The following is a 24,222-nucleotide window of genomic DNA, read 5'->3' as shown; positions in this document are numbered from 1 at the left end:
TCGCTTGCCTCTGTGGGGGGGGTGGGGGCGGTGGTGGCAGGGGGTGCGACACACCTGGGCACACTCCTTCTGGCGGGGGCAGGGGTTCCCCCCCAACGCCCCCCGCGGCCCTGCGGCCGGCCCCGCGAACCGTCAGTACTGCGCGATGTCCACGTTCTCCAGGACGCCGACCGCGTCCGGCACCAGAATCGCGGCGGAGTAGTAGGCGCTCACCAGGTAGGAAATGATGGCCTTGTCGTCGATTCCCATGAACCGCACCGAAAGGCTCGGCTGGTATTCGTCCGGAATTCCGGTCTGGTGCAGGCCGATGACGCCCTGGTTGTCCTCGCCGATCCGCATCGCGATGATCGAGCTGGTGCCCCCGACGATCGGGATCTTGTTGCACGGGAAGACCGGGACCCCGCGCCAGGACATGATCTGCCGGCCCTCGACCTCGACCGTCCCGGGGTAGAGGCCGCGCTTGTTGAGCTGCCGGCCGAAGGCGGCGATCGCCTTGGGGTGGGCCAGGAACATCCTGGTGCTGCGGCGGCGGCTGAGCAGCTCGTCCATGTCGTCCGGGGTGGGCGGGCCGGAGTGGGTCTGGAACCGCTGCTCGTACGCGGCGTTGCTGAGCAGGCCGAACTCGGGGTTGTTGACGAGCTCGTGCTCCTGGCGCTCGCGCAGGGCCTCGATGGTCAGCCGGAGCTGGTGCTCGGTCTGGTTCATCGGCTGGTTGTAGAGGTCGGCGACCCGGGTGTGCACCTTGAGGATGGTCTGCGCGACGCTCAGCTCGTACTCGCGCGGCTTCAGCTCGTAGTCCACGAAGGCGCCGGGCAGCTCGTACTCGCCCTGGTGGCCGGCGGAGAGGTCGATCGCGGCCTCGCCGTGCTTGTTCTGCGCCTGCTGGAAGCCGTTCAGGTACTCGATGATCTGCAGCTGGAGCGCCTCGGAGCGGTCGTGCAGCTCCTGGAAGGCCGGCCAGGACAGCGTCAGCACGGTGCCGGAGGTCGCGGCGCGGACGGTGTACGGCCACTCGCCGCCGTTCTGCCGGACCGCCTCGTCGCCGAGGTGGTCGCCGTCGGCGAGGGTGCCGACCACCGTCTCCTCGCCGTACTTGCCGGTGCCCAGCCGGTCGAGCTTGCCGTGCGCGATCAGGAACACCTCGGCGATCGGCGCCCCGGCCCGGACCAGGACGTCACCGGCGTCGAAGTCCCGCTGCACGAAGCGCGCGGCCAGCTCCTCCAGCACGGCCTCGTCCTGGAAGCCGCGCAGCGCCGGCACCTCGACCAGCGTGGGCGGGACGACCCGCACCTCGGCGCCGGTCTTGACGAAGCTCACCCGACCGCGGCCGACCGAGTGGCGCAGGCGGCGGTTCACCCGGTAGGTGCCGCCGGACACCTGCACCCAGGGCAGCTTCCTGAGCAGCCAGCGCGGACTGATGCCCTGCATCTGCGGCGCGGACTTGGTGGTCGTCGCGAGGTTCCGCGCGCCCGCCGTGCTCAGACTCTGCTGCTGCCGGATCTCCGACCGCGCACCTGGCGCGGGCGCGGGAATACCGGCATTGGTTTCGGTCGACATGAGGGGAGCCCTTCGCATACCCGATGAAGTGTCGCCTTGCACATGCGTGTTGCAGCTTCATGGTGGGCCCATTCGAGGGCAGCCCGCAATCACTCGTTCGAGTGGTTCGGAATGGCCGAACAAATAGTACGAATAGATCACCCGATCGATATTGTTCGACTATTTATTCGAACATATCGGCGTGCCAGGACCCATCCTCGCGCATCCGCGCCCCCGCCGACGCCACCCCTTGACACGATGCGCAGGTTGACGCGATCCGCGCGTCGACGCGATCCGCGAGCAGCCGCGCGCCGTTCCTGCAGCGGGCTGGAGCTGCTGCGGGCCGCCCCTGCAGCGGGCCGGAGCCACTGCAGACCGTCCCTACAGCGGGCCGTCCCAGTCGAGGGTCGGCTCCAACGCCCCCTCCAGGGTGAGCAGCCAGCGCTTCACCTCGATCCCGACCCGGCCGCCGCCGAAGCCGCCGATCCCGTCCGCCGCCACCACCCGGTGGCAGGGCACCAGCAGCGGGACCGGGTTGGCGGCCATCATCTGCCCGACCGTGCGGGCAGCCAGTCCGGGCTCCGTGACACCCTCGAACACCCCACTGCGGGCCGCCAGTTCGCCGTAGGTGATGGTCCGGCCGTACGGCACCTCGCGCCAGAGCGTCTGCAGCACCGCGCGGTGCGGGCCCGAGCTGAGGCTCCAGTCGATCGGCAGGCCCAGCTCGCGGGTGCGGCCCGCCAGGTAGGCGCCGATCCGCCCGGTGACGGCCGCGATCTTCGACTCGTCGGTGCAGGGCGGCACTTCACCCCCGCTCGGCCCGCCGTAACCGGCCGACACCACGCCGAGCGGGGTCACCGCGACGCGCATCGGCCCGCTGGGCAGCGGGGTGGGCACGGTGAGCCAGGACATCGACCAGGACTGCGGCACGCTCGGGCCCCCACCCTCCGCCGGACCGGCCGCCGGCCACCCCGGCACCCGGGGGGCGTCCCCGCCCCGCGCGCCATCGTACGGCGGGCGGTCGGCGGCCGAAGCGGCTCCGGGTCGAAGCGGCTCCGGTCGAAGCTGCCCCTTCCGTCAGAGCTGCCCCTTCAGGCCGCGGGCGTTCGACGCGCACCAGTGCACCAGCTCGGCACGGTCCGGGGTGCGCCCCTCGCACAGCACGGCGAGCTGTTCGTCGGTGATCCGGTCGGGCCCCGGGATCTCCAGCAGGTACGCAAGGTCGGCCAGCACGGTGGCGAGCCGCTGCGCGTCCACGTGGTCCAGTGTGGCCGCGGACCCGTGATGGCTGATGGTGAGCGAGCCGGGCATGATCGACCTCCTCCGTCACCCCCGACTTCCACCGTACGTCCGGGTCGGCCGCCCCGCCCGCCGCGGAGGCGCACGTGCGCGGGAGGGGCAGCCGTTCGCGCTCCGGGGCCGGCCGGGCGCGGTGCGCGGTGGGCCGGGGGTGCGCCCCGAAGCCGTCCGAGGGGTTGGTCAGCTGTCCGGGCCCTCCTCCCAGCGGCGGTTCCGTACCGCCGGTACGGTCAACACTACGACCCCGGCCGCCAGTTGCCGGACCGCCCCGAGCAGCAGCACGGCGCCCGCGCCGAACCGGTCCGCCAGCGGACCGGCCGCCGCCGGCCCGAGCGGGCCGTGGGCGAAGGCACCCGGCACGCCGAAGGCCATCCTCCGGCCGAGCAGCTCCACCGGCACCCACTTCTGCGTGGTGGTGTCGCAGAGCGTCCCGCAGACCGCCGAGCCGAGCCCGGCCACCAGCGCGCCCACGGCCACCCAGGGCAGGCCCCGCCCCCGCCGCGAGCGCCCAGGAGGGTAGGGCCCGCGCCAGTGCCGCCACGGACGCCACAGACGCCACAGACGCCACCGCGAGCGGGCGGCGGGCACAGCGGTCGCGGGCGGCGGGCAGCGGCAGGCGCGGCGGACGGGCGGTGGACGTGACGGACGGGCGGCGGACGCGACGCCAACACCCTTGGCCCCGACTGGACTTCGAAGGCGGCACCCACCGGCGGGCGGAGCACCACCGCCCGGACGGGGCGTCCTCCGGGCGGAGGACGCCACGACCGCCGTCACGCCGTTACGCAGCCGATGGGCGGCCGTGACACGACCGGCCGAGGACCGCGACACGGCCCTCCTACCGTCGTCCTCGACGCCACCGGCCGAACCCGCAGAACCGGGCGAAGCGGCCGGAGGCGTCCGCGACGAGGACGCCCGCGTCCGGCGCCGACGGCGGACGTCCCGCGCCACCAGCCCGCCGGGTCCCGCAGACCGCACCGTGGACCGGCGGCCACACGTACCGACCGAAGCAGATGGAGACACCCCGTATGAGCAAGGGCCGTACCCACTACTCCCCCGCCCGCCGCGTCCTGGCCGCCTGCGCCCTGACCGGCGCCGCGCTGCTCGCCACCGTCACCGGCGGGCAGGCCTGGGCCGACGGCGTGCCGAAGCCGACGGCGACGCCCACCCACGCCGTCCCGGGCGTCGACTCGGCGGCGAGGACCGCCATGCCGGTCCCCCCGAAGGCCCAGCCCTCGCCGGCCGTGGCCGGGTCTACGGGCGCCGCCACCGCCACCCCGGCCCCGGTCGCCCCCGGTGGCGCCCGGCCGCAGGTCCGCGAGGTGCCCAAGGGCGCCGCGCAGGCCGGTGACGGCTCCAGCGCCTCCGGCGGTTCCGGCCTGATGCTCGCCGGTGGCGGCACCGTCGCGGCCGTCGGCGCCGCGGCCCTGGGCTTCGCCGTCCTGCGCCGCCGCTCCGGTGCGCGCGGCTGACAACGGTCCCGAGTCCGCCGGGCACCCCGGCGCCGCTTCCCCGTACCCGGCCAGTCGGGGAAGCGGCGCCGGGGCCGCCCCGGTGGCGGGGACCGCCAGCCACCGACGTGCCAAGGACCACCGCCGGGACCACCGCCGGGGCCACCGACGCGCCCCCCGCCCCGGCCCGGGCCCACTGCGCCGCACCGCCTTCGGCACCGCGGGTCTGCTCTGCCTGGTGCTCGGCGCCTCGCTCGCACTGTCCGGCCGGGAGACCCCGGTCGTACGGATCGAGAGCTCCGGACACGGCGCCGTCACCGACACCCCGGCGGCGGCCGCGGGCACCATCGGCGCCCCGCCCGGGTCCGCACCCGGGAACACGCCCGCCCCGAAGCCGTACCCGGCCTCTCCGCCGACCCGCCTGCTGATCCCCTCCGTCGGAGTCGACGCGCCCGTGGCCGACCTCGGCCTGAACCCCGACGGCACCGTCGAGGTGCCGTCGGCCGACCGGGGCGACGAGGTCGGCTGGTACCGCAACGGCCCCACTCCCGGCGAGACCGGCCCCGCCGTGCTCATCGGGCACTACGACACCGTGCACGGCCCGGCGGTCTTCAAGCAGCTGCCGAAGCTGCGGCCCGGCGAGCTGATCCGGATCCGGCGCGCGGACGGCGGCACCGTGGACTTCAAGGTCCGTACGCTGCTCCAGGCCGCCAAGGGCGACTTCCCGACCGCCCAGGTGTACGGCGACACGCCCGCACCAGCGCTCCGGTTGATCACCTGCGGCGGCCGGATCGGCGTCGACGGCCACTGGACGGACAACATCATCGTGCTGGCGGACCCGGCCTGACGGCTGCCCGCGCCACCGTCGCGGAACCACCGGCCGCCGCCCGCGCGACCTACGAACGGGGCGGTGACGGGAGGCGGTGCCGGGAGGCGGTGCCAGGGGGCGGTGACGAGTGGCGCCGACGGGGCGCCGACGGGGCGCCGACGGGCGACCGGCCGAAGCGCCGACGCAGAGCAGGAGAGCGCAGGAGAGAGCAGGAGGACGAGCACCGACCGTGGCAGCAACACCACCACCCCGCCGCCGACCCGCCGCCGTTCCGGTGGCCGCCCTGGCCGGCCTGGCCGCCGTCCTCGCCCTCGCCGCCCTGGCCTTCGGCCGGGCCACCCCCGGCGGCCTGCGCGACCAGGGTCCCAGCCAGACCGTCACGCCGCCGGCGGTACGCCAACCGCTCTGGCCCGACCTGCCCACCTACCCGCCGCCGGACACGACCGCGGCCGACGTCACCCAGGAACCGCCGCAGCCCGTACCCGACCTGACCGTCCCAGGGCGCGACATCACCGCCGTCGACATCCGCGCCGTCCTCGCCAAGGACCCGAAGGTCGGCGCGGAGGAGCGCCAGGCGCTGGGCTCCTGCACGGGCTGCTCGATCCGCACCCCCGAGTTCCGCGACCTCACCGAGGACGGGCGGCCCGAGCTGCTCACCGTCGTCACCACCCCCCGTCAGGTCGTGCTGCACGTCTACACCCTCGTCGAGGACCGCCTGCTGCCGATCCTCCAGGTGCCGGTGCTGCCGACGTTCAACGCCGCCACCGTCGGCACCGACCTGTGGCTGTACGAGCCGACCAGCGTCGACGCCCGGACCAGCAGCCACTACGCGTGGGACGGCAAGCGGCTCGTCCTGAAGGAACGCCGGGACGAAGGCGTCGGCCTGCTCCCGCCGACCCGCCCGGACAACCGCCCGACGGCCACCCCCACGCCCGACACCGGCCCGGCGGTACGCCCGGTCCCGCCGCCGACGAGACAGGCCGCCCCCGAGGCCGCCGTCCCGTCCCCGCGCGCCGCCCGGCCGACCTCGGCGCCCCTCCCACCCTCCGTCCCGTCCGCGGCCTCCGCGCCGTCCGCGCCGTCCCCGCCCCTCGTGTTCCCGGAGGCCAAGCGATGAGCCCCACCACCACCGCCCCTCCGCACATCCTCCTGGTCGAGGACGACGAGGTGATCCGCGAGGCCACCCGGATGGCCCTGGAGCGCTACGGCTTCCCGGTCACCACGGCCGCCGACGGCCTGGAGGGACTGGAGGCCTTCCACGCGGTCCGGCCCGACCTGCTCCTGCTGGACGTCATGCTGCCGCTGCTCGACGGGGTCGGCCTCTGCCGCCGGATCCGGGAGGAGAGCCAGCTGCCGATCCTGATGATGTCCGCCCGGACCGACCCGGTGGACGTGGTCTCCGGGCTGGAGGCCGGGGCCGACGACTACGTGGTCAAGCCCTTCGAGAGCGCCGTCCTGGTCGCCCGGATCCGTACCGTGCTGCGCCGCGTCCGCGTCGTCCCGGCGGCCGACGCCCTGCCCGGTGCGCTGTCCGACGCCCCCGTCGCCGGTGCCCCCGTCGCCGATGCCCCCGTCGCGCCCTCGGGCACCCCCGGGGCGCCGCAGCCGCCGCAGGCGCCGGAGTCCGCCCCTTCCCCGGCCCTCCGCAGCTTCGACGGCCTCCAGGTGGACACCGACAGCATGGAGGTCCGGGTGGACGGCCGCCTCGTCCCGCTCACCCCCACCGAACTGCGGCTGCTGCTGGAGTTCACCGCCGCGCCCGGGAACGTGCTGGAGCGCTCCACCCTGCTCGAACGCGTCTGGGACTACGAGTGGGGCGCCGACAGCCGGGTCGTGGACGTCCATGTGCAGCGGCTGCGCGCCAAGATCGGCTCCGGCCGGATCGAGACTGTCCGCGGCTTCGGCTACAAGCTGCGGCGCCCGGCATGACCCTGCGCCGCCAGATCGCCACCGCCGTCGCCGCCATCGCCGTCCTGGTCGCGGTGGCCGTCGGCCTGCTGGTCCACCAGGCGATGATCCGTCAGCACGTCGACCAGGCCCGCACCTCCGCGCTCGCCGCCCTCGACTCCGCGCTGGACGCCTACAGCCGCGACATCGAGCCGGCCGCCCGCGGCGGCGCCGTGAACGACCCGGCCCTGCCCGAACGGCTGCGCGCCCTCGCCGCCGGCGGCCGGCACGGCTCACTGCTCGCCGGCGACGGCACCGGCGAGTCGATGTGGGCGGCCGGGCCGGTGCAGAACGGAGTGCTGTCCGTCCGGGTCGACTTCGCCCAGGACCGGCAGGCCATCGCCGACCTGGACCGGATCATCCTGCTCACCGTCGTCGCCGCGGTCTTCACCACCGTGCTGGCCGGCGTGCTCGTCGCCGACCGGATCAGCCGCCGACTGCGCACCGCCGCCACCGCCGCCCGGGGCATCGCCGCCGGCGGCACGGACACCCGGATCGGCGAACTCGTCGACGGCAAGGACGAGGTGGCCGACCTCGCCGCCGCCGTCGACCTGATGTCCCGCACCCTGCACCGGCGACTGGAGGACGAGCAGCGCTTCACCGCGGACGTCGCCCACGAGCTGCGCACCCCGCTCACCGGACTGGTCACCGCCGCCGAACTGCTGCCGCCCGGGCGCCCCACCCAACTCGTGCAGAACCGGGTCCAGGCGCTGCGCGGCCTGGTCGAGGACCTGCTGGAGGTCTCCCGCCTGGACGCGAACGCCGAGTCCCCCGACCTCTCCGCCGTCCCGCTGGAACGCGCGGCGCGCCGCACCGTCTCCCTCACCGGCCTGGACGTCGCCGTCGAGATCGCCGCCGACCGGCAGGTCCGCACCGACCTGCGCCGACTGGACCGCATCCTCGGGAACCTGATCCTCAACGCCCACCGCCACGGCGCCGGGCCCGTCCACCTGAACATCGACGGCCTGCGGATCACCGTCCGCGACCACGGCCCCGGCTACCCCGAGGACCTCCTGCGCCACGGCCCGCAACGCTTCCGCACCAACGCCCCCGAACGCGGCCGCGGCCACGGCCTCGGCCTCACCATCGCCACCGGCCACGCCCGCGTCATCGGCGCCACCCTGACCTTCGCCAACCACCCCGACGGCGGCGCGCTGGCCACCCTCACCCTCCCCCCGGACTGACCCCACCCACGACGAAAGGGCCGGCCCGACACCCGTCGGACCGGCCCTTCCCACCTGCCGCTGAGCCCCCTGTCGGGTTCGAACCGACGACCCCCGCTTTACAAGAGCGGTGCTCTGGCCAGCTGAGCTAAGGAGGCACGGTGGCCGTCCGCGAGGGATCACGGCGGCACCGGGGGGCAGTCTACCGGGCGCGGGGGACGGGATGGGGGGATATCCAGGGGTTGGTGGGATGGGTGGACGTGATGGAACCGATGCCGAAATCGGGTCGGGTGGGGGCTGACAAGCGGCGGAAGCGCAGGTAGCGTCGCCGGGAGTCGGCTCGTGTAGTGGTTCAGACCACTGATGGGCCGGCGGAGCACGGACCCACCCCCTTTACTCGGATCGTCCGGCACGTTCCTGCCGGTGAAGGAGAGCAACGACCATGGCTTCTGTCACGTACGACAAGGCGACCCGCGTCTACCCCGGGGCGGACAAGCCCTCGGTGGACGCGCTGGACCTGGAGATCGCGGACGGCGAGTTCCTCGTGCTGGTCGGCCCCTCGGGCTGCGGCAAGTCGACCAGCCTGCGCATGCTGGCCGGTCTGGAGGACGTCAACGCCGGTGCGATCCGGATCGGCGACCGGGACGTCACCCACCTGCCGCCGAAGGACCGGGACATCGCCATGGTGTTCCAGAACTACGCGCTCTACCCGCACATGACCGTCGCCGACAACATGGGCTTCGCGCTCAAGATCGCCGGCGTGAACAAGGCGGAGATCCGCACCAAGGTCGAGGAGGCCGCGAAGATCCTCGACCTCACCGAGCTGCTGGACCGCAAGCCGAAGGCGCTCTCCGGTGGCCAGCGCCAGCGCGTCGCGATGGGCCGTGCGATCGTCCGCCAGCCGCAGGTCTTCCTGATGGACGAGCCGCTGTCGAACCTGGATGCCAAGCTCCGCGTCTCGACCCGCACCCAGATCGCCGGCCTGCAGCGCCGCCTGGGCATCACCACGGTGTACGTCACCCACGACCAGACCGAGGCGCTCACCATGGGCGACCGGGTCGCGGTGCTCAAGGACGGTCTGCTCCAGCAGGTCGACACCCCGCGCAACATGTACGACAAGCCCGCCAACCTCTTCGTGGCCGGCTTCATCGGCTCGCCGGCCATGAACCTGGTCAAGGTGCCGCTGGTGGACGGCGGCGTGAAGTTCGGCGGCTCGGTCGTCAACATCTCCCGCGAGAACCTGGCCGGCGCCGGCGCCGACAAGACGGTGACCGTCGGCATCCGCCCCGAGCACTTCGAGATCGTCCCGGCGGGCGGCATCGAGGGCGTCGCGGTGACGGTCAACGTGGTCGAGGAGCTCGGCTCGGACGGCTTCGTCTACGGCACCACCCAGATCGGCGGCGAGGACCACGACCTGGTCGTCCGCGTCCCCGGCCGCCAGATCCCGGCCCGCGGCGAGACCATCCACGTCGTGCCGATCGCCAACGAGACCCACGTCTTCTCCACCAGCTCCGGCCTGCGTCTGAGCAACTGACGCGGACTGCGCGTCACCAAGCGTCACCAGACGCCACCCAGTTCCACGACGTGTCACGACACGTCACGGCACGCCCCGGAGCCCGTCGGACCCTCGCGGTCCGGCGGGCTCCGCCCGTACGCCCCCGCGTCAACACGGCAAGGGGACGAAACCGGACACCGTGTCACTCGATGGTGTAACGGAGGGCGATCCGGCCCGTACCCACCGCTACTCTCCTGAGGGTGAAGCAGCTGTTGCGCCGTATCGGCCAGACCGTCGCCCTGACCCTGCCGGTCGTCCTGGTGACCACCGGCACCCTCGCCGTGACCCGGGTCCCGTGGGCCCCGCCGACCGGGCTCGACCAGCAGGTCGTGGCGGCGTCCAGCGGCGACGGCGCCGGGATCGGGCGCTCCAACAACGCGGCCGGCGCCGTGGCCAAGGCCGCGGACGGGCTCGCCCCGCAGGAGTCGCTGCGGGTGGCCTTGCTCGACGAGCTGCGCGCCAAGAACCCTTCCGCCGCGCTGGACCTGCTGGAGCGCTCGATGCGCGAGCAGCCCTCGCTGACGCCCTACTGCACCTCGCTGTCCACCGAGTTGGGCAAGGCGGCGGTGCGCAAGTACCAGGGCGACGTCCAGCGGGCGCGCTCCTTCGCCCGCCCGGTCTGCGACGGTTCGTTCGCGGCCGGCGTCGTCGGCTGAGGACGCCGAGCACGCCGAGCACGCCGAGGACATCGAAGGCCTCAAGGCCTCGAAGTCCCAAGGTCCGGAGCCCGAGGCCACCGAGGCGGCGGACGCCCCCGTCCGCCGCCTTATTGTTCAGGCATGAGCGCTGACTCCGGCTCCGCCGCCGACCTCCCGTCCGCCCCGCGCCCGCGGCCCCGGCCGACCACGACGCCCGTGACCCAGGCCGTCATCCTGGCCGGCGGCCAGGGCTCCCGGCTGCGCCCCTATACGGACGACCGCCCGAAGCCGCTGGTCGAGATCCCCGGGACGGGCACGCCGATCCTGGGCCACCAGCTGGCCTGGCTGGCCGAGGAGGGCGTCACCGACGTCGTGGTCTCCTGCGGGCACCTCGCCGACGTGCTGGAGGAGTGGCTGGACAAGGCGGACCTGCCGCTGCGGGTGCGCACCGTGGTCGAGGCGGAGCCGCTCGGGCGCGGCGGCGGGCTCAAGTACGCGGCCAAGGCGCTGCCCCGCCCGGACGAGCCCTGGTACGCCACCAACGGCGACATCTGGACCCGCTTCAGCCTGCGCGAGATGGCCGCCTTCCACCACGAGCGGGACGCCGTCGCGACGCTCGCGCTGGCCCGGCCGCGGATCCCCTGGGGCGCCGTGGAGACCGACCAGTTCGGCAATGTGCTGGACTTCATCGAGGCCCCGCCCTCGCCCTTCCTGATCAACGCCGGCCTGTACGTGTTCAGCCCGGAGTTCGCCGAGCTGCTGCCGGACGTGGGCGACCACGAGCGCACCACCTTCCCCCAACTCGCCCGCGGCAAGCGGCTGGCGGGCTACCAGCTGCCGCAGGGCGTGTACTGGCGGGCGATCGACACCGCCAAGGACCTCACCGAGGCGGCGAAGGAGCTCGCCTCCGGCGCCGGCCGGACCCCCCGCTAGCCCGGACCTTCCGCTAGCCCGGACCTTCCGCTAGCCCGGACCTTCCGGTAGCCCGGTCCCCGGTAGCCCGGAGCCTCCGGTAGGCCCGGGCCGCCACACCACGCGGCCGCGGAGCCGCGGCACCGCCCGCGAACGGCGATCGGCCGGGCGCTCCCCCACGGAGCGCCCGGCCGATCGCCGTCACCGGTCCCTCAGGTCGCGGTCGGCGCCCCCGGGTGCGAGGCCCGACCGCCGGACAGGTCGGCCAGCGGCGCGCTGCCCAGCACCCCGCCGAGCAGCCCGCCGGGGTTCGGGCTGGCCTTGGAGCCCGACCCCGCGCCGCCGGCGCCCGGGGTGCCGCGCGACGCGGGAGCGGTGCCGCCCGAGCCGCCCGCCGGGGGGGACGCGGCCGGGGAGGCGCCCGACCCGGCGTCCGCCTTGCCCGGGTGCCCCTTGCCGCTGGGCGTGGGGGTGGCCGGCTTGGCGGACGGCGTGCCGGGCGGGGTGGTCGCGCTCGGGGTGGGGGTGGCGGGGCGCGGCGCGGCGGGCGGGGGCGTGGTGGACGTGCCCTTGCCGCCGGGGGCGCCGGACGGGCTGCCGGACGGCCAGACCGGGGTGCCGTAGTCGGTGGCCGGGCGGTCCGGCGCCTGGTGCGCCCGGGCGCCGGTGCGGACGGCGGCGCCGAGCATCGAGCCGAGCAGCAGGGTCAGCCCGACCACGACCGTGGTGACGACGGTGCCGCGGCGCAGCACCCGGCGGCGCAGCGCCCCGGGCGCGTCCGCGCCGAACCGGCGCCAGGCCTCCAGGTTGAGCCGCCCGTCCAGCGAGGCGAACGGCGCCCCGGCGATCAGCAGCGGGCTCCACGCCGCGAGGAAGATCAGGTCCGGGGTGTCGTAGACCGGGACGGCCCGCCAGCTGACGGTGAACAGCAGCGCGGCGGAGAGCGCCATCGCCGCGCCGGCGGCGAACCGCTGCCAGAGGCCGAGGACGGTCAGCACGCCGACCACGATCTGGGTGAACGACACCACCAGGCCGGCGCCCACCGGGTGCGCCATGGCGAAGGCCAGCAGCGGCTCGGCGACCTTCCAGGGGTGCAGCGAGGAGAGCCAGCGCATCATCGAGCCGCGTTCGCCGCCGTCGAAGTACACCGGGTCGCAGAGCTTGCTGAACCCGGCGTAGACCGAGAGCGAGCCGAGGACGGCGCGCAGCGGCAGCAGCACCAGGCCGAGGTCGACCCGGCGGCCCGGGTACCAGGGCTGCCTGCCCTCGGCGTCGGCGGCGGAGACCTCGGGCAGCTCGCCGCTCGGGGTCCAGCCGTGCGGCTCGCCGACCGGTCCGATGCCCGCATGGGTGGCGGTGCCGGCGCCCTCGCGGGGCTGGCGCGGGAGGGTCCGGACGCCCGCGAGGGAGGGGAGCACCTGGGTGTCCGCCTCGGCCAGGCGGACGCCGCCGGCCGGGGTGCCGCGCACGGCCTCCAGCAGCCGGGTGGCCGCCATGTCCCCGGGGGGCGCCTGGCCGGTCCAGGTGACGGCGGTGACCCGACCCTTGCGGCGCGGCGCGCCGCCGGCCCCGGCCCCGGCCAGCGCCGGGACGGCGGAGGCGGGCACGACGACCTGCGGGGTGACCAGCGGACGGCGGATCAGGCCCTGGTTGGCGTACGGGTCGCCGAACGCGGCGCCGGTGGACAGCAGTCCGGCCGGGGCCTCGATCAGCGGCGCCACCGGGGCGCCGAGCCGGAGCCGGAAGCTCGCCTGGGTGCTGCTGAGCCGCGAAGGGTCCGACTCCACCTTGACGGTGTTGAGGCCGGGGCCCGCGTCTATCCCGGTGCTGCCGTCGCCGAACAGGGGGCGCCGAGGTGTTCTGGTGTCCACGCCCGTCTAACCGGGTGACGGCCGCTTAGGACACTCTCCCGAGTGGAGGTCCGACACACACTTGAAGTGATCATGAAAAAAGCGATCGGGCCCGGTCGGGCCCGATCGCCTTCACTCTGTTTGCGGGGAATTCGGAAGATCGCCTGCGTTCCGGACCCCGGCCGTGCTGGGCCCCGGGCGCCGCTCAGCGGCGCCCGACGGCGCTCAGCGCTTGGCCCGCAGCCGCGCGGCCTCGTACAGCACGATGCCCGCCGCGACACCGGCGTTCAGCGACTCGGTCAGGCCGGACATCGGGATCCGGACCCGCATGTCGCAGGTCTCCGAGACCAGGCGGGACAGGCCCTTGCCCTCGCTGCCCGCGACGATCACGACCGGCCCGTTCAGCAGGTCCAGGTCACCGATCTCGGCCTCGCCGTCGGCGGCCAGGCCGACCACCATCAGGCCGGCCTTCTGGTAGGCCTCCAGGGTGCGGGTCATGTTGGTGGCCCGGGCGACGGGCAGCCGGGCCGCGGCGCCGGAGGAGGTCTTCCAGGCACCGGCGGTCATGCCGGCCGCGCGGCGCTCGGGGATGACCACGCCGTGCGCGCCGAAGGCGGCGGCGGAGCGGACCACCGCGCCCAGGTTGCGCGAGTCGGTCACGCCGTCCAGCGCGATGATCAGCGGGTCCTGGCCGGCGTCGGCGGCGTCCGCCAGCAGGTCCTCGGGGTGCGCGTACTCGTACGGGGGCACCTGGAGCACCAAGCCCTGGTGGTTCATCCCGCCGGTCATCTGGTCCAGCTGGGGCCGCGGGGCCTCCATCAGCGGGATGCCGCGGTCGTTGGCGGCCTGGAAGGCGTCGCGGACCCGGTCGTCGGTGTCGATGAACTGCTGGACGTACAGCGCGTTGGCCGGCACGTCGCCCTGCAGGGCCTCGACCACGGAGTTGCGGCCGAAGACCAGCTCGGCGCTGCCCGCACCGCCGCGGCCGCCGCGACCGCCGCCGCCGGCCCGGCGCATGCCGGCCCGGGCCTTGGCGTCCCGCTCGCGCTTGAGCGCGGCGTTGGCGGCGCGCTGCTTCGGGTGGCCCTTGCGCTCCTCGCCGGGAGGGGTCGGGCCCTTGCCCTGGAGGGCCTTCCGGCTGTGCCCGCCGGTACCGACAGACGCGCCCTTCTTCGATCCGGGGTTGCGGCGGTTCCTGCGCTGGCTGTTGCCGGCCATGGCTGTACTTCCTGTCTGTCCGGCATGCCCCGGCCGCCCCGGTCTGCCCGGTGGCGGTCGACGGCATGCGCTACGTCATGCGGGAGGGCCGTACCGGTCCGGTACGGCCCACCCATCACCCCGATCGTCGGATGGGGTTACTGGCTGTTGATCGTCCAGCGCGGGCCGGACGGGGTGTCCTCGATCGCCAGCCCGGCCAGGCCGAGCTGGTCGCGGATGGCATCCGCGGTGGCGAAGTCCTTGCGCTCGCGCGCCGCCTGCCGCTGGTCCAGGACCAGGCGGACCAGCGAGTCGACCACACCGTGGAGGTCCTCGCCGCGCTCCGCCCCGGCCCACTGCGGGTCGAGCGGGTCGAGGCCCAGTACACCGAGCATCGCACGGACCTCGGCGAGTCGCGCCACCACGCTCTCCTTGTCGTCCGCGTTCAGGGCGCTGTTGCCCTGGCGGACGGCGGTGTGCACGACGGCCAGCGCCTGCGGCACGCCGAAGTCGTCGTCCATCGCCTCGGCGAAGGCCGGCGGCACCTCGGGCGCCGCGTCGACCGTCCCGCAGCGCTCGACGGCGCGCTGGACGAAGCCCTCGATCCGGCCGAAGCCGGCCTCGGCCTCGCGCAGCGACTCCTCGCTGTACTCGATCATCGAGCGGTAGTGCGGGCCCGCCAGGTAGTAGCGGAGCACGATCGGCCGCCACGCCCGGACCATCTCGGAGACCAGCACCGAGTTGCCCAGCGACTTGCTCATCTTCTCGCCGGCCATGGTGACCCAGGCGTTGTGCACCCAGAAGTTGGCGAAGTCGTCGCCGTAGGCCTTGGACTGGGCGATCTCGTTCTCGTGGTGCGGGAAGATCAGGTCCAGCCCGCCGCCGTGGATGTCGAAGGCGGCGCCCAGGTACTTGTGGGCCATCGCCGAGCACTCCAGGTGCCAGCCCGGACGCCCGCGGCCCCACGGGGTCTCCCAGCTCGGCTCGCCCGGCTTGGCGGCCTTCCACATCGCGAAGTCGCGCTGGTCCCGCTTGCCGGTCTCGCCCTCGCCCTCGGGCTGGCGCAGGTCGTCCAGCTTCTGGTTGGAGAGCGCCAGGTAGTCCGGGTACGAGCGGACGTCGAAGTAGACGTTGCCGTCGGCCGCGTAGGCGTGGCCCGTCTCGATGAGCCCACGCATCATCTCGATCATCTCGGGGATGTGCCCGGTGGCCCGCGGCTCGACGGTCGGCGGCAGGCAGCCCAGCGCGTCGTAGCCGTCGTTGAACGCGCGCTCGTTCTGGTAGCCGATCTGCCACCACGGCGTGCCGAACTCGCGCTCCTTGGCGATGATCTTGTCGTCGATGTCGGTGACGTTCCGGACGAAGGTCACCTGGTAGCCGCGGTAGGCGAACCACCGCTGCATGATGTCGAAGTTGAGCCCGGACCGGATGTGCCCGATGTGTGGCGCCGACTGGACGGTAGCGCCGCACAGGTAGATCGAGACACAACCCGGTACAAGCGGGACGAAGTCGCGTACCTGGCGGGTGCTGGTGTCGTACAGACGAATGCTCACAGCGTCAAGCGTAGTGGGCAGCAGGGGGTGCCCCGCCACATTCCCCCGGGAAACGGTGGGCTGTGGCGGGGTCGGACGCTGCCGCGGACGCGGCTCAGATGTTGCCGAGCACCTTGCTCGGGGCGAGCCGGACGGTCACCCGGACGTCGTCCGGACCGTCCATCGTGTACTTGTCCTGACCCATGTACTTGCCGGCCAGCTCGTCGATCAGCTCCCGGCCGCCCTCGGTGGTCATCGAGACCTCGCCGCGCGCCTCCAGGTACTCGTACGGGCTGTCCGCCGGGTTGATCAGGATCGAGACCCGCGGGTCCCGCACCAGGTTGAGGTGCTTGCGACGGCCCTGGACGGTGGAGAACAGGATGTCGTCGCCCTCCCGCTTGACCCAGACCACGGTGGACTGGGGGCTGCCGTCGGGCTGGATCGTGGAGACCACGGCGAAGCTCTTGGTGTCGAGCAGGGCCTTGGCACGGTCGGAGAGCTGGGCGGACACGGTTTACCTCTTCTCGTCGGCGGTGCGGCCCGAGCGGAAGTCCCGTACGGGCCCGAGCCGAACAGTAGCGACTCGGGCCCCGCGGACACCGGGTGAACACCCGTCAGGGACGGTTTCTTCCCGCCGCTCGGCGCGGCAGGCTCAACGCCGCTCGTACACCAGGGCGGTGGCGATCGCGGCCAGGCCCTCGGCCCGGCCGGTCAGCCCCAGCCCGTCGGTGGTGGTGCCGGAGACGGACACCGGGGCACCGGCCGCCTCGGACAGCGCGGCCTGCGCCTCGGCCCGGCGCTTGCCGATCTTCGGCCGCACGCCGATCACCTGGACCGAGACGTTGCCGATCTCGAAGCCCGCCGCGCGGACCAGCCGGGCCGCCTCGCCGAGCAGCTTCACCCCGGACGCGCCGGCCCACTCCGGGCGGTCGGTGCCGAAGTGGGCGCCCAGGTCGCCGATCCCGGCGGCCGAGAACAGCGCGTCGCAGGCGGCGTGCGCGGCGACGTCGGCGTCCGAGTGCCCGGAGAGCCCGACCCCGGCGTCCGGCCACTCCAGCCCGGCCACCCAGAGCGGGCGGCCGGCCTCGAAGGCGTGCACGTCGGTGCCGATCCCGACGCGGGGGATCACCGGGGCCTGCGGGGTGGCGGGCACCGGAGCGGCGGTCGTCGGGTCAGTAGGCATCGGCGGCCCTCCTGCGGGCGAGTACGGCCTCGGCGAGCACGAGGTCCAGCGGACGGGTGACCTTGAACGCCTCCTCGTGGCCGGGCACCACGACGACCCGGCCGCCGTAGCGCTCGACCAGGCCGGCGTCGTCGGTGACCGCGGGCGCGTCGGCGGTGCCCGCGCTCTCCTCGGCCAACGCCTTGGCGTGCACCTCGACCAGGGTGGCCCGGTCGAAGCCCTGCGGGGTCTGCACCGCGCGAAGGGTGGCGCGCTCGGGCGTGTCGAGCACCGGCTCGGGGCCACCCGGGTTCGGCTCGACCCGCTTCACCGTGTCGGCCAGCGGCACCGCCGGCACCACCGCCCGCGCCCCGGCCCGGACGGCGGCCGCGACGGTGTCCACCACCTCGACCGGGACCAGCGGGCGGGCCGCGTCGTGCACCAGCACGATCCCGACCTCGTCCGGGATCGCGGCCAGGCCCAGTCGGACCGACTCCTGGCGGGTCGCCCCGCCGGCCACCACCCGGATGTCCTTGTCGTCCAGCCCGTGGCTGTCCAGCAGGGCGACCACCTCGGCCACCCCGTCGGCGGGCGCGGCGACCACGACCAGGCCGACCGCCCGGCTGCGGGCCAGGGCCCGGACGGCGTGCACCAGGAGCGGCACGCCCCCGAGCTCCCGCAGGGCCTTCGGGGCCCCCGGCCCCAGCCGCTCACCGCGTCCGGCGGCGGGCACCACTGCTGCTGCGACTGCTCCTGACGCGTTCAGGTTTCACTCCTTCGGCGAAGTGGGTATGGCCATGGCGTGCCCGGCGGGCGCACCGGGCCCCTTCCGAAGAACCACGGTCCACCGCCCGCCGCACAGCTCCGCAAGCTCCGCACGACAACGGGTGCAGAAACGCTCTTGCAGGCCTGGGCCGGCTGGGGCGGGTGGCGTGGTCCGGACATGCCTCAGCGCCCGAAGTGCCACTGCACCACTCGCGAACGGTTCGTCCGCGGAGTGGTGCGTCGGCACCGGGCGCTGTGAGCGTTGGGCGGCAGCCCGACCGCACTGCGGTGGCGTGCGCTACGAGGCGAGGACCTCGTCGAGCAGCGTCTCCGCCTTGTCCTCGTTGGTGTTCTCCGCCAGCGCGAGCTCGCTGACGAGGATCTGGCGCGCCTTCGCGAGCATCCGCTTCTCGCCGGCCGAGAGGCCGCGCTCGCGCTCGCGGCGCCACAGGTCGCGGACGACCTCGGCGACCTTGATGACGTCGCCCGAGGCGAGCTTCTCCAGGTTCGCCTTGTAGCGACGGGACCAGTTGGTCGGCTCTTCCGTGTACGGCGCCCGCAGCACCTCGAAGACCCGGTCCAGACCCTCCTGGCCGACTACATCGCGCACGCCGACGAACTCCGCGTTCTCGGCGGGCACGCGGAGCGTCAGGTCTCCCTGCTGCACCTTGAGCACCAGGTAGGTCTTGTCCACACCTTTGATCTGGCGAGTTTCGATGGCCTCGATCAGCGCGGCCCCGTGATGGGGGTAGACCACCGTGTCGCCAACCTTGAACGTCATGTGACAGGACCCCTTCCGTGGCTTTCCAGAATAACACGCTTCTCGGCCCACCCGAAGGGCGTTTTCGCAGGTCAGGGCCGGTCTCGGGGCTTGACAAGGACCCCCATGACGTGCTGCGACCAGTGTTCGAGAGGGGCTTCCCGCAGGTCGGAGGCGGTTCCGGGGTTCGGCGAAACCCTTGCGCAACACCCCCGCAACCGTGATTGGATCTTGAGCTTTCACCCCTTTCCGGGTCGCGGCCGAATCGTTATTCGATCTTGGTCGAAGCTTGTCCGTCACGTGACCCGAGCATGCCGACCGTACCGCCGGACGGCCTCCGGCGGGCCCCGGGAGAGCGACACGGGGACCACCCCGTGAGGAGCGCATAAGCGAGGTCGATAATCTGAGACCTGACCTACCGACACGTGACCTAGGAGAAGCCGCCGCCGTGAGCCGCAGCCTTCGACGCGGCAGCATCGCCGCCATCGCCGCCATCGCCATCGCCTCGCTGTCCTCCTGCGCCGCCGGCAACACGCCGGACACCCTGCAGATCAAGCCGGACAACGCGGCGGCGACCATCGGAACGCACCTCCGACTGAACAACATCGTGGTCGTCACCGGTGAGGGCGCCGTCGGCGACCACACCGGTCCCGCGAACGTGGTCGTGAACATCGCGAACACCGCGGACGCCCCGGCCGAGCTCCAGTCCGTCACCGTCGGCGGTGCCGCCACCACCTTCGCGGACGCCGCCGGCGCGCCGCTGTCCAGCATCGTCGTCCCGGCCGGCGGAGCCGTGGCGATCGGCGGTCAGGGCAACCCGACCGCCACCGCCTCCTCCGCGACCGTCCACGTCGGCGGCTTCGCCCCGACCGTCTTCACCTTCAAGGACGGCCAGAAGGTCGAGGCCCAGGCCGCCGTGAGCCCGGACTCGGGCGAGCACGGCCACGGCCTCTACCAGGGTTACGGTCCGACCCCGTCGCCGACCGCCACCCCCGCCAAGACCACCACCCCCGGTGCCACCGCCCCGGCCGCCGGCACCACCCCGGGCGCGCCGACCACCGGCGGCGCCGTCCCGGCCGGCACCACCGCCCCGGCCGTCCCGGCCGCGCACTGACGCCGCACTCCGCTCCGGTGGGCCCGCCCTGGCCCGCCTGAGCGACGCGAAGGCCCCCTCCGGCTGCTGCCGGCGGGGGCCTTCCGCGTGGTCGGGGCGGTTTACGGCTCGAACTTGTAGCCCAGGCCGCGGACGGTGACCAGGTAGCGCGGCGCGCCCGGGTCCGGCTCGATCTTGGCCCGCAGGCGCTTCACGTGGACGTCCAGGGTCTTGGTGTCGCCGACGTAGTCCGCGCCCCACACCCGGTCGATCAGCTGCATCCGGGTGAGCACCCGGCCCGCGTTGCGCAGCAGCATCTCCAGCAGGTCGAACTCCTTGAGCGGCAGGTCGACCTTGGCGCCGTCCACCGTCACCACGTGGCGGTCGACGTCCATCCGGACCGGGCCCGCCTCGAGGGCGCCCGGGCCGTTGCCGTTGTCCCCCGCGCCGCCGTCCTCGCCGCGGCGGCGCAGCACCGCGCGGATCCGCGCGACCAGCTCGCGGGTGGAGTACGGCTTGGTGACGTAGTCGTCAGCGCCTATCTCCAGACCGACGACCTTGTCGATCTCGCTGTCCTTGGCGGTCACCATGATCACCGGGACGTTGGAACGCACCCGGAGCTGGCGGCAGACCTCCGTGCCGGGCAGGCCCGGCAGCATCAGGTCGAGCAGGACGAGGTCGGCACCATTGCGTTCGAACTGCTCCAGGGCGTCGGGGCCAGTGGCGGCGACGGCCACCTCGAAGCCCTCCTTGCGGAGCATGTACGAGAGGGCGTCACTGAACGACTCCTCGTCCTCGACCACCAGTACTCGGGTCACGATCAGGCCTCCGGGGCAAGCTGAGGGGTTGTGTCTGACAGGTGTTGTTCCCGCTCCCCGGCGGGGAGCGAACGGGCCTTGCGGTCCGTGGTGAGGGTCGGGGGTGCGGCGGGGTCGCCGCCCGGCGCGTGGTCCGTCCCGTCGTCGAACTCGTCGTCGGGCTCGTCCTCCACCGGGGCCCGCCCCGCGGGCAGGCGGACGGTGAAGGTCGAACCCTGGCCCTCGACGCTCCACACCGAGACGGTGCCGCCGTGCGAGGCCGCGACGTGCTTGACGATGGACAGGCCCAGACCGGTGCCGCCGGTCGCCCGGGAGCGGGCGGGGTCGACGCGGTAGAACCGCTCGAAGACCCGCTCGCGGTCCTTCTCGGAGATGCCGATGCCCTGGTCGGTGACCGAGATCTCGATGAGCTCGCCGTCCGCCTCCCCGAGCGCCGCGGCGCTGGAGATCCGGCGGGTGGCGATGGCCACCCGGGTGCGGGGCGGGCTGTAGTTGACGGCGTTCTCGACCAGGTTGCCGAGCGCGGCGGCGAGCTGGCCGCGGTTGCCGTGCAGGTAGAGGCCGGCGATGCCGCCCGCCGCGATCAGGATCTGCTTGGCGGCGGCCTGCTGGCGGCAGCGGTCGATCGCCTCGACGATCAGCTCGTCCACCGCGACCGGCTCCGGGTCGACCATCAGCCGGTCGTCCTGGACCCGGGAGAGGTCGATGATCTCCTGGACCAGGCTGGCCAGGCGGGCCGCCTCGACCTGCATGCGGCCGGCGAAGCGCTGCACCGCCTCCGGGTCGTCGGACGCGTCGACGACCGCCTCGGAGAGCAGCGACAGGGCACCGACCGGCGTCTTGAGCTCGTGGCTGACGTTGGCCACGAAGTCCCGGCGGACGGCCTCCACCCGGCGCCGCTCGGTCTGGTCCTCGACCAGCACCAGCACCAGTCGGGAGCCCAGCGGCGCCACCCGGACGGAGACCGCGAGCGGCTCCGCCGCTCGGGCCGCGCCCGGCCGGGGCACCTCCAGTTCGACCTGGCGGATCTCGCCGTCCCGGCGGGTGGAGCGGGCCAGCGAGAGCATCTGGTCCACGGCGACGGCGCCACCGCGCACCAGGCCCATCGCGTACGCCGCCGAGCTGGCCTTGACCACCTCGTCGCCCTCGCCCAGCACGATCGCGCAGGAGCGGAGCACGGAGAGTACGGTGTCGACCCCGGGCGGCAGCGGCGGCTCGGGGTGGCCGGTGCCCAGGGACTGGTACCGGCCGGGGTTCCTGCCGCCGGTTCCGCTGTACCTGCCCTTGGCCTGCTCGCGCTCGCTCCAGCGGAAGGCGATGGAGGCGGTGAGGCCGACGCCGAGCCCGGCTATGGCACAGGCAGCGGCGGCAGCCACGTTCACGTCCATGTGGCCAGCGTAAGCGCACGGCCAGGGCACTCCCCAAGCGTGGGATCAAGGCATCGACCATGCGTTGCCGAGAATTCACCTTCAGGTAGCTGCCGATTCACCGGAGCGGCCGTGCACCGTCGCCCTGGCGGCGGAAAGTTGGCCAGGCAGCCCGTGTGGGAGAGATCGGTGTGCCGAACAGCGGCCACCGGCTCGGGTGTGCGCGTACGATGCGCGCCACCAGCAGCGGTCACCCGGACGCCGGAACGACGGTCGGACGGGCCGACCGGTCGGCACCGCCACCGACACAGCTACTGAGGAGAGAACATGCGCGACGCGTACCACGAGGAACTCGATGCGATCGGCGACAGCCTGGTCGAGATGGCCCGGCTGGTCGGATCGGCGATGGGCCGGGCCACCACCGCCCTCCTCGACGCGGACCTGGCGCTGGCGGAGAGCGTGATCGCCGCCGACGAGAAGGTCAACGACCTCCACCACGAGCTGGAGAACCGGGCCATCGACCTCCTCGCCCGCCAGCAGCCGGTCGCCACCGACCTGCGCATCGTCGTCACCTCGCTGCGGATGAGCGCCGACCTGGAGCGCTGCGGCGACCTCGCCCGGCACGTCGCCAAGGTCGCGCGGATGCGCTACCCCGACACCGCGGTGCCGGGCGACCTGCAATCCACCGTCCTGGAGATGGGCCAGCTCGCCCAGCGCCTGGTGGCCAAGGCCGGCCTGGTCATAGCCACCAAGGACGTCGACAAGGCCCTGGAGATGGAGCAGGACGACGACGCGATCGACTCGCTGCACCGCGAGCTGCTGTCGCACCTGATCGACGAGCGCTGGCACCACGGCATCGAGACCGCCGTCGACATCACCCTGGTCGGCCGCTACTACGAGCGCTTCGCGGACCACGCGGTGTCGGTCGCCAAGCGCGTGGTGTACCTGGTGACGGGCGAGCACGTGGCCGAGTTCGTGGCCGCCACCGAGGCCGCCGAGGCCGCGCCGGTCGACTGACCGCCGGTCCCCGTACCGGCGGGGGCGGTACCGGCGGTCGCCGTGGCTGCCCCGGCTGCCCCGGCTCCCCCGGCTCACCCCGAGGGGTGAGTAAACCCGTGACGAGGGTGGTGCGGGCGCACGGTCCTCCGTGCGCCCCACCACTGCGCGCCCGTTGACGCCCCCTCCGTTCGGCGGTTTCACTCGACGGTGGGGGCACAGGAGTGCGCCCGTCCTTAGGAGGGAAGCTCGATGAAGGCCAACCCGACCCGACCGGCAACCGCCCACGACACCGTCGAGCCACCCGCCCCGAAGCTGCTCCCCGTCCTCGCCGCCGGCTGCGGCTGCGGCCCGGGCTGCGGCTGCGGCTGCCAGTCCGGCGCGCCCTGCCAGTGCGGCGGAGCCGACGGCGGCTGCTGCGGTGGCCACTGAGCGGCCCGTCGCCCGCGGAGTCCCCGAGGTGCACGGTCTTCCGGCGGCCGTGCACCTCGCTCGGGTCGCCGTCCCCTCGCGGGGTCAGAACCTGACGTCGGTGCAGGAGTAGAAGGCGTTCCCGGTGTCGGCGATCGTCCAGACCGCGACGACCACCTGGTGCCCGGTGCGCCCGCCCGGGATGGTCGCGGTGTGGCTGAGCGTGCTCGGCACCTGCACCCCGCCGTACGGGACGGTCAGGAAGGGCGTCAGGTCCAGGTTGGCCCGGGTGACCGGCTGGCTCGCGTCGTAGCCCGGCTTGGTCATGTAGTACCGGAAGTCCGTGGTCGCGTGCCGGGCGGTGAACGTCCAGGTGAAGGTGAGCTGCCGACCCGCCGTCACCGGGGTGGTCGGCCAGGCACCCGCGTGGGGGTCGTCCAGCTCGGCGAAGCGCGCGTTGCCGCCGGCACAGATGGTGCCGTCCGAGGGGCCGAGGGCCGGGAAGCCCTTGGGGCCCTCGACGCTCTGCGGCTCCCACTGGATGTCGCCGCAGTCCCACGGGACGCCGTCGACGTGGGTGTCGCAGAGCGCGGCGCGGCTGGGCGGGGTCGAGATCCAGCCGTGGGACGAGGCCGGGAAGGCGAGGGTCAACGGGATCGCCAGCGCGGCGACGGCCGCCCCGACGATGTGGCGTGTGCGCATGGATGCTCCTCCGTGGGGGTGGATGGAGTGTGCGCCGGGGCGCAGACGCGCGCGTTGGGGGTGCGGCGGCCCGGACGGGGGAGCTCCTGGCATGCCTGCGCCGGTCCGGTGCCCTCACGGTAGGAGCCGCCGGCCGAGCCCGTCAATGGTCTGAACCACTTTGCCGACTTCCCAACTCCCTTGCCAGGCAATCGGGTTGGCCTCGAACCGACCGAAAACGAACGACGGCCCCGCCACCCGGT

General features: G+C 73.7%; 25 protein-coding genes and 1 tRNA gene. 11 read left to right on the top strand and 15 right to left on the bottom strand.

Features of this window, described 5'->3' with window-relative positions; all coding sequences use genetic code 11:
• Positions 1-132: 132 nt before the first annotated feature.
• The 4 genes from ACZ5OX_RS09035 to ACZ5OX_RS09020 all read right to left on the bottom strand — a co-directional run bounded on the left by ACZ5OX_RS09035 (position 133) and on the right by ACZ5OX_RS09020 (position 3,312).
• Positions 133-1,557, bottom strand: coding sequence for a family 2B encapsulin nanocompartment shell protein (locus tag ACZ5OX_RS09035; RefSeq protein WP_465629350.1), 1,425 nt, complete (start codon positions 1,555-1,557; stop codon positions 133-135).
• 360 nt (positions 1,558-1,917) lie between these two features.
• Positions 1,918-2,466 (bottom strand): methylated-DNA--[protein]-cysteine S-methyltransferase, encoded by a 549-nt coding sequence (locus tag ACZ5OX_RS09030; RefSeq protein ID WP_465629349.1) that lies wholly within the window; start codon positions 2,464-2,466, stop codon positions 1,918-1,920.
• A gap of 147 nt (positions 2,467-2,613) precedes the next feature.
• A complete protein-coding gene (locus ACZ5OX_RS09025) occupies positions 2,614-2,847 on the bottom strand; it encodes a hypothetical protein (RefSeq protein ID WP_449790981.1) in 234 nt (77 codons plus the stop codon).
• Positions 2,848-3,015: 168 nt separating this feature from the next.
• The gene (locus tag ACZ5OX_RS09020; RefSeq protein WP_465629348.1) at positions 3,016-3,312 is read right to left on the bottom strand and encodes a hypothetical protein; all 297 of its coding nucleotides are present in this window, start codon (positions 3,310-3,312) and stop codon (positions 3,016-3,018) included.
• Between the two features lie 548 nt (positions 3,313-3,860).
• On the opposite strand from ACZ5OX_RS09020, the gene ACZ5OX_RS09015 reads away from it, so the two are divergent.
• The 5 genes from ACZ5OX_RS09015 to ACZ5OX_RS08995 all read left to right on the top strand — a co-directional run bounded on the left by ACZ5OX_RS09015 (position 3,861) and on the right by ACZ5OX_RS08995 (position 8,243).
• Positions 3,861-4,304, top strand: coding sequence for a sortase-dependent protein (locus ACZ5OX_RS09015; protein ID WP_465629347.1), 444 nt, complete (start codon positions 3,861-3,863; stop codon positions 4,302-4,304).
• 82 nt (positions 4,305-4,386) lie between these two features.
• Positions 4,387-5,130, top strand: a complete 744-nt coding sequence (locus tag ACZ5OX_RS09010) for a class F sortase (protein WP_465629346.1) — start codon at positions 4,387-4,389, stop codon at positions 5,128-5,130.
• A gap of 211 nt (positions 5,131-5,341) precedes the next feature.
• Complete coding sequence (locus ACZ5OX_RS09005; RefSeq protein ID WP_465629345.1) at positions 5,342-6,229, top strand: hypothetical protein; 888 nt, start codon at positions 5,342-5,344, stop codon at positions 6,227-6,229.
• Positions 6,226-7,041 carry a response regulator gene (locus tag ACZ5OX_RS09000; RefSeq protein ID WP_465629344.1) on the top strand — a complete coding sequence of 272 codons (816 nt, stop codon included), beginning with the start codon at positions 6,226-6,228 and terminating at the stop codon, positions 7,039-7,041. Before ACZ5OX_RS09005 ends, ACZ5OX_RS09000 begins: the two co-directional genes overlap by 4 nt.
• The gene (locus ACZ5OX_RS08995; protein ID WP_465629343.1) at positions 7,038-8,243 is read left to right on the top strand and encodes a sensor histidine kinase; all 1,206 of its coding nucleotides are present in this window, start codon (positions 7,038-7,040) and stop codon (positions 8,241-8,243) included. The genes ACZ5OX_RS09000 and ACZ5OX_RS08995 overlap by 4 nt, the downstream gene beginning before the upstream one ends.
• Positions 8,244-8,306: 63 nt before the next feature.
• Here ACZ5OX_RS08995 and ACZ5OX_RS08990 read toward each other — a convergent pair.
• Positions 8,307-8,380, bottom strand: a tRNA-Thr gene (locus tag ACZ5OX_RS08990).
• Between the two features lie 284 nt (positions 8,381-8,664).
• Here ACZ5OX_RS08990 and ACZ5OX_RS08985 point away from each other — a divergent pair.
• The 3 genes from ACZ5OX_RS08985 to ACZ5OX_RS08975 all read left to right on the top strand — a co-directional run bounded on the left by ACZ5OX_RS08985 (position 8,665) and on the right by ACZ5OX_RS08975 (position 11,348).
• Positions 8,665-9,756, top strand: coding sequence for an ABC transporter ATP-binding protein (locus ACZ5OX_RS08985; protein WP_465629342.1), 1,092 nt, complete (start codon positions 8,665-8,667; stop codon positions 9,754-9,756).
• A gap of 221 nt (positions 9,757-9,977) precedes the next feature.
• Positions 9,978-10,433 carry a hypothetical protein gene (locus ACZ5OX_RS08980; protein WP_392867866.1) on the top strand — a complete coding sequence of 152 codons (456 nt, stop codon included), beginning with the start codon at positions 9,978-9,980 and terminating at the stop codon, positions 10,431-10,433.
• 123 nt (positions 10,434-10,556) lie between these two features.
• Positions 10,557-11,348, top strand: a complete 792-nt coding sequence (locus tag ACZ5OX_RS08975) for a nucleotidyltransferase family protein (RefSeq protein WP_465629341.1) — start codon at positions 10,557-10,559, stop codon at positions 11,346-11,348.
• A gap of 191 nt (positions 11,349-11,539) precedes the next feature.
• Here ACZ5OX_RS08975 and ACZ5OX_RS08970 read toward each other — a convergent pair whose 3' ends face one another.
• The 7 genes from ACZ5OX_RS08970 to ACZ5OX_RS08940 form a co-directional block, all read right to left on the bottom strand.
• Complete coding sequence (locus tag ACZ5OX_RS08970; RefSeq protein ID WP_465629340.1) at positions 11,540-13,198, bottom strand: DoxX family membrane protein; 1,659 nt, start codon at positions 13,196-13,198, stop codon at positions 11,540-11,542.
• Positions 13,199-13,402: 204 nt separating this feature from the next.
• A complete protein-coding gene (gene rlmB / locus ACZ5OX_RS08965; RefSeq protein WP_449788311.1) occupies positions 13,403-14,395 on the bottom strand; it encodes a 23S rRNA (guanosine(2251)-2'-O)-methyltransferase RlmB in 993 nt (330 codons plus the stop codon).
• Between the two features lie 137 nt (positions 14,396-14,532).
• Entirely contained in the window at positions 14,533-15,927 is a 1,395-nt protein-coding gene (gene cysS / locus ACZ5OX_RS08960) for a cysteine--tRNA ligase (RefSeq protein WP_465629339.1), read from the bottom strand.
• 94 nt (positions 15,928-16,021) lie between these two features.
• Positions 16,022-16,417: a PPOX class F420-dependent oxidoreductase gene (locus tag ACZ5OX_RS08955; protein ID WP_449788313.1), complete on the bottom strand. Its 396-nt coding sequence runs from the start codon at positions 16,415-16,417 to the stop codon at positions 16,022-16,024.
• A 141-nt stretch (positions 16,418-16,558) separates the two neighbouring features.
• The gene (gene ispF, locus ACZ5OX_RS08950; RefSeq protein ID WP_465629338.1) at positions 16,559-17,089 is read right to left on the bottom strand and encodes a 2-C-methyl-D-erythritol 2,4-cyclodiphosphate synthase; all 531 of its coding nucleotides are present in this window, start codon (positions 17,087-17,089) and stop codon (positions 16,559-16,561) included.
• Positions 17,079-17,834 (bottom strand): 2-C-methyl-D-erythritol 4-phosphate cytidylyltransferase, encoded by a 756-nt coding sequence (ispD, locus tag ACZ5OX_RS08945; protein WP_392868763.1) that lies wholly within the window; start codon positions 17,832-17,834, stop codon positions 17,079-17,081. Before ispD ends, ispF begins: the two co-directional genes overlap by 11 nt.
• Positions 17,835-18,131: 297 nt before the next feature.
• Positions 18,132-18,614 carry a CarD family transcriptional regulator gene (locus ACZ5OX_RS08940; RefSeq protein ID WP_014136563.1) on the bottom strand — a complete coding sequence of 161 codons (483 nt, stop codon included), beginning with the start codon at positions 18,612-18,614 and terminating at the stop codon, positions 18,132-18,134.
• Positions 18,615-19,041: 427 nt separating this feature from the next.
• Here ACZ5OX_RS08940 and ACZ5OX_RS08935 point away from each other — a divergent pair, with 427 nt between their 5' ends.
• Positions 19,042-19,707, top strand: a complete 666-nt coding sequence (locus ACZ5OX_RS08935; protein WP_465629337.1) for a DUF461 domain-containing protein — start codon at positions 19,042-19,044, stop codon at positions 19,705-19,707.
• A 101-nt stretch (positions 19,708-19,808) separates the two neighbouring features.
• Here ACZ5OX_RS08935 and phoP read toward each other — a convergent pair whose 3' ends face one another.
• Together phoP and ACZ5OX_RS08925 are read right to left on the bottom strand one after the other, a co-directional pair.
• On the bottom strand, positions 19,809-20,504 hold the full coding sequence (gene phoP, locus ACZ5OX_RS08930) for a two-component system response regulator PhoP (protein WP_392867887.1): 696 nt from the start codon (positions 20,502-20,504) through the stop codon (positions 19,809-19,811).
• A gap of 2 nt (positions 20,505-20,506) precedes the next feature.
• A complete protein-coding gene (locus ACZ5OX_RS08925; protein ID WP_449788316.1) occupies positions 20,507-21,892 on the bottom strand; it encodes a sensor histidine kinase in 1,386 nt (461 codons plus the stop codon).
• A gap of 306 nt (positions 21,893-22,198) precedes the next feature.
• Here ACZ5OX_RS08925 and phoU point away from each other — a divergent pair, with 306 nt between their 5' ends.
• Complete coding sequence (gene phoU, locus ACZ5OX_RS08920) at positions 22,199-22,888, top strand: phosphate signaling complex protein PhoU (RefSeq protein WP_449788317.1); 690 nt, start codon at positions 22,199-22,201, stop codon at positions 22,886-22,888.
• 231 nt (positions 22,889-23,119) lie between these two features.
• Positions 23,120-23,299 (top strand): hypothetical protein, encoded by a 180-nt coding sequence (locus tag ACZ5OX_RS08915; protein WP_030288526.1) that lies wholly within the window; start codon positions 23,120-23,122, stop codon positions 23,297-23,299.
• Positions 23,300-23,383: 84 nt separating this feature from the next.
• Here the strand turns inward: ACZ5OX_RS08915 and ACZ5OX_RS08910 are convergent, their stop codons facing one another.
• Positions 23,384-23,980, bottom strand: coding sequence for a lytic polysaccharide monooxygenase (locus ACZ5OX_RS08910; RefSeq protein ID WP_465629336.1), 597 nt, complete (start codon positions 23,978-23,980; stop codon positions 23,384-23,386).
• Positions 23,981-24,222: the final 242 nt, after the last annotated feature.

The sequence above is a fragment of the Kitasatospora sp. NPDC032121 genome (assembly GCF_055580145.1).
This window is presented reverse-complemented; position numbering and strand designations above follow the sequence as displayed.

Excerpts from the sequence above, each read along its gene's own strand:
- rlmB (WP_449788311.1), bottom strand. The coding sequence starts at position 14,395 with ATGGCCGGCAACAGCCAGCGCAGGAACCGCCGCAACCCCGGATCGAAG.
- ispF (WP_465629338.1), bottom strand. The coding sequence starts at position 17,089 with ATGCCTACTGACCCGACGACCGCCGCTCCGGTGCCCGCCACCCCGCAG.
- ACZ5OX_RS08985 (WP_465629342.1), top strand. The coding sequence starts at position 8,665 with ATGGCTTCTGTCACGTACGACAAGGCGACCCGCGTCTACCCCGGGGCG.
- ACZ5OX_RS09000 (WP_465629344.1), top strand. The coding sequence starts at position 6,226 with ATGAGCCCCACCACCACCGCCCCTCCGCACATCCTCCTGGTCGAGGAC.
- ACZ5OX_RS08915 (WP_030288526.1), top strand. The coding sequence starts at position 23,120 with ATGAAGGCCAACCCGACCCGACCGGCAACCGCCCACGACACCGTCGAG.
- ACZ5OX_RS08910 (WP_465629336.1), bottom strand. The coding sequence starts at position 23,980 with ATGCGCACACGCCACATCGTCGGGGCGGCCGTCGCCGCGCTGGCGATC.
- ACZ5OX_RS08940 (WP_014136563.1), bottom strand. The coding sequence starts at position 18,614 with ATGACGTTCAAGGTTGGCGACACGGTGGTCTACCCCCATCACGGGGCC.
- ACZ5OX_RS09015 (WP_465629347.1), top strand. The coding sequence starts at position 3,861 with ATGAGCAAGGGCCGTACCCACTACTCCCCCGCCCGCCGCGTCCTGGCC.
- phoU (WP_449788317.1), top strand. The coding sequence starts at position 22,199 with ATGCGCGACGCGTACCACGAGGAACTCGATGCGATCGGCGACAGCCTG.
- ACZ5OX_RS08995 (WP_465629343.1), top strand. The coding sequence starts at position 7,038 with ATGACCCTGCGCCGCCAGATCGCCACCGCCGTCGCCGCCATCGCCGTC.
- ACZ5OX_RS08975 (WP_465629341.1), top strand. The coding sequence starts at position 10,557 with ATGAGCGCTGACTCCGGCTCCGCCGCCGACCTCCCGTCCGCCCCGCGC.
- ACZ5OX_RS09035 (WP_465629350.1), bottom strand. The coding sequence starts at position 1,557 with ATGTCGACCGAAACCAATGCCGGTATTCCCGCGCCCGCGCCAGGTGCG.
- ACZ5OX_RS09025 (WP_449790981.1), bottom strand. The coding sequence starts at position 2,847 with ATGCCCGGCTCGCTCACCATCAGCCATCACGGGTCCGCGGCCACACTG.
- ACZ5OX_RS08925 (WP_449788316.1), bottom strand. The coding sequence starts at position 21,892 with ATGGACGTGAACGTGGCTGCCGCCGCTGCCTGTGCCATAGCCGGGCTC.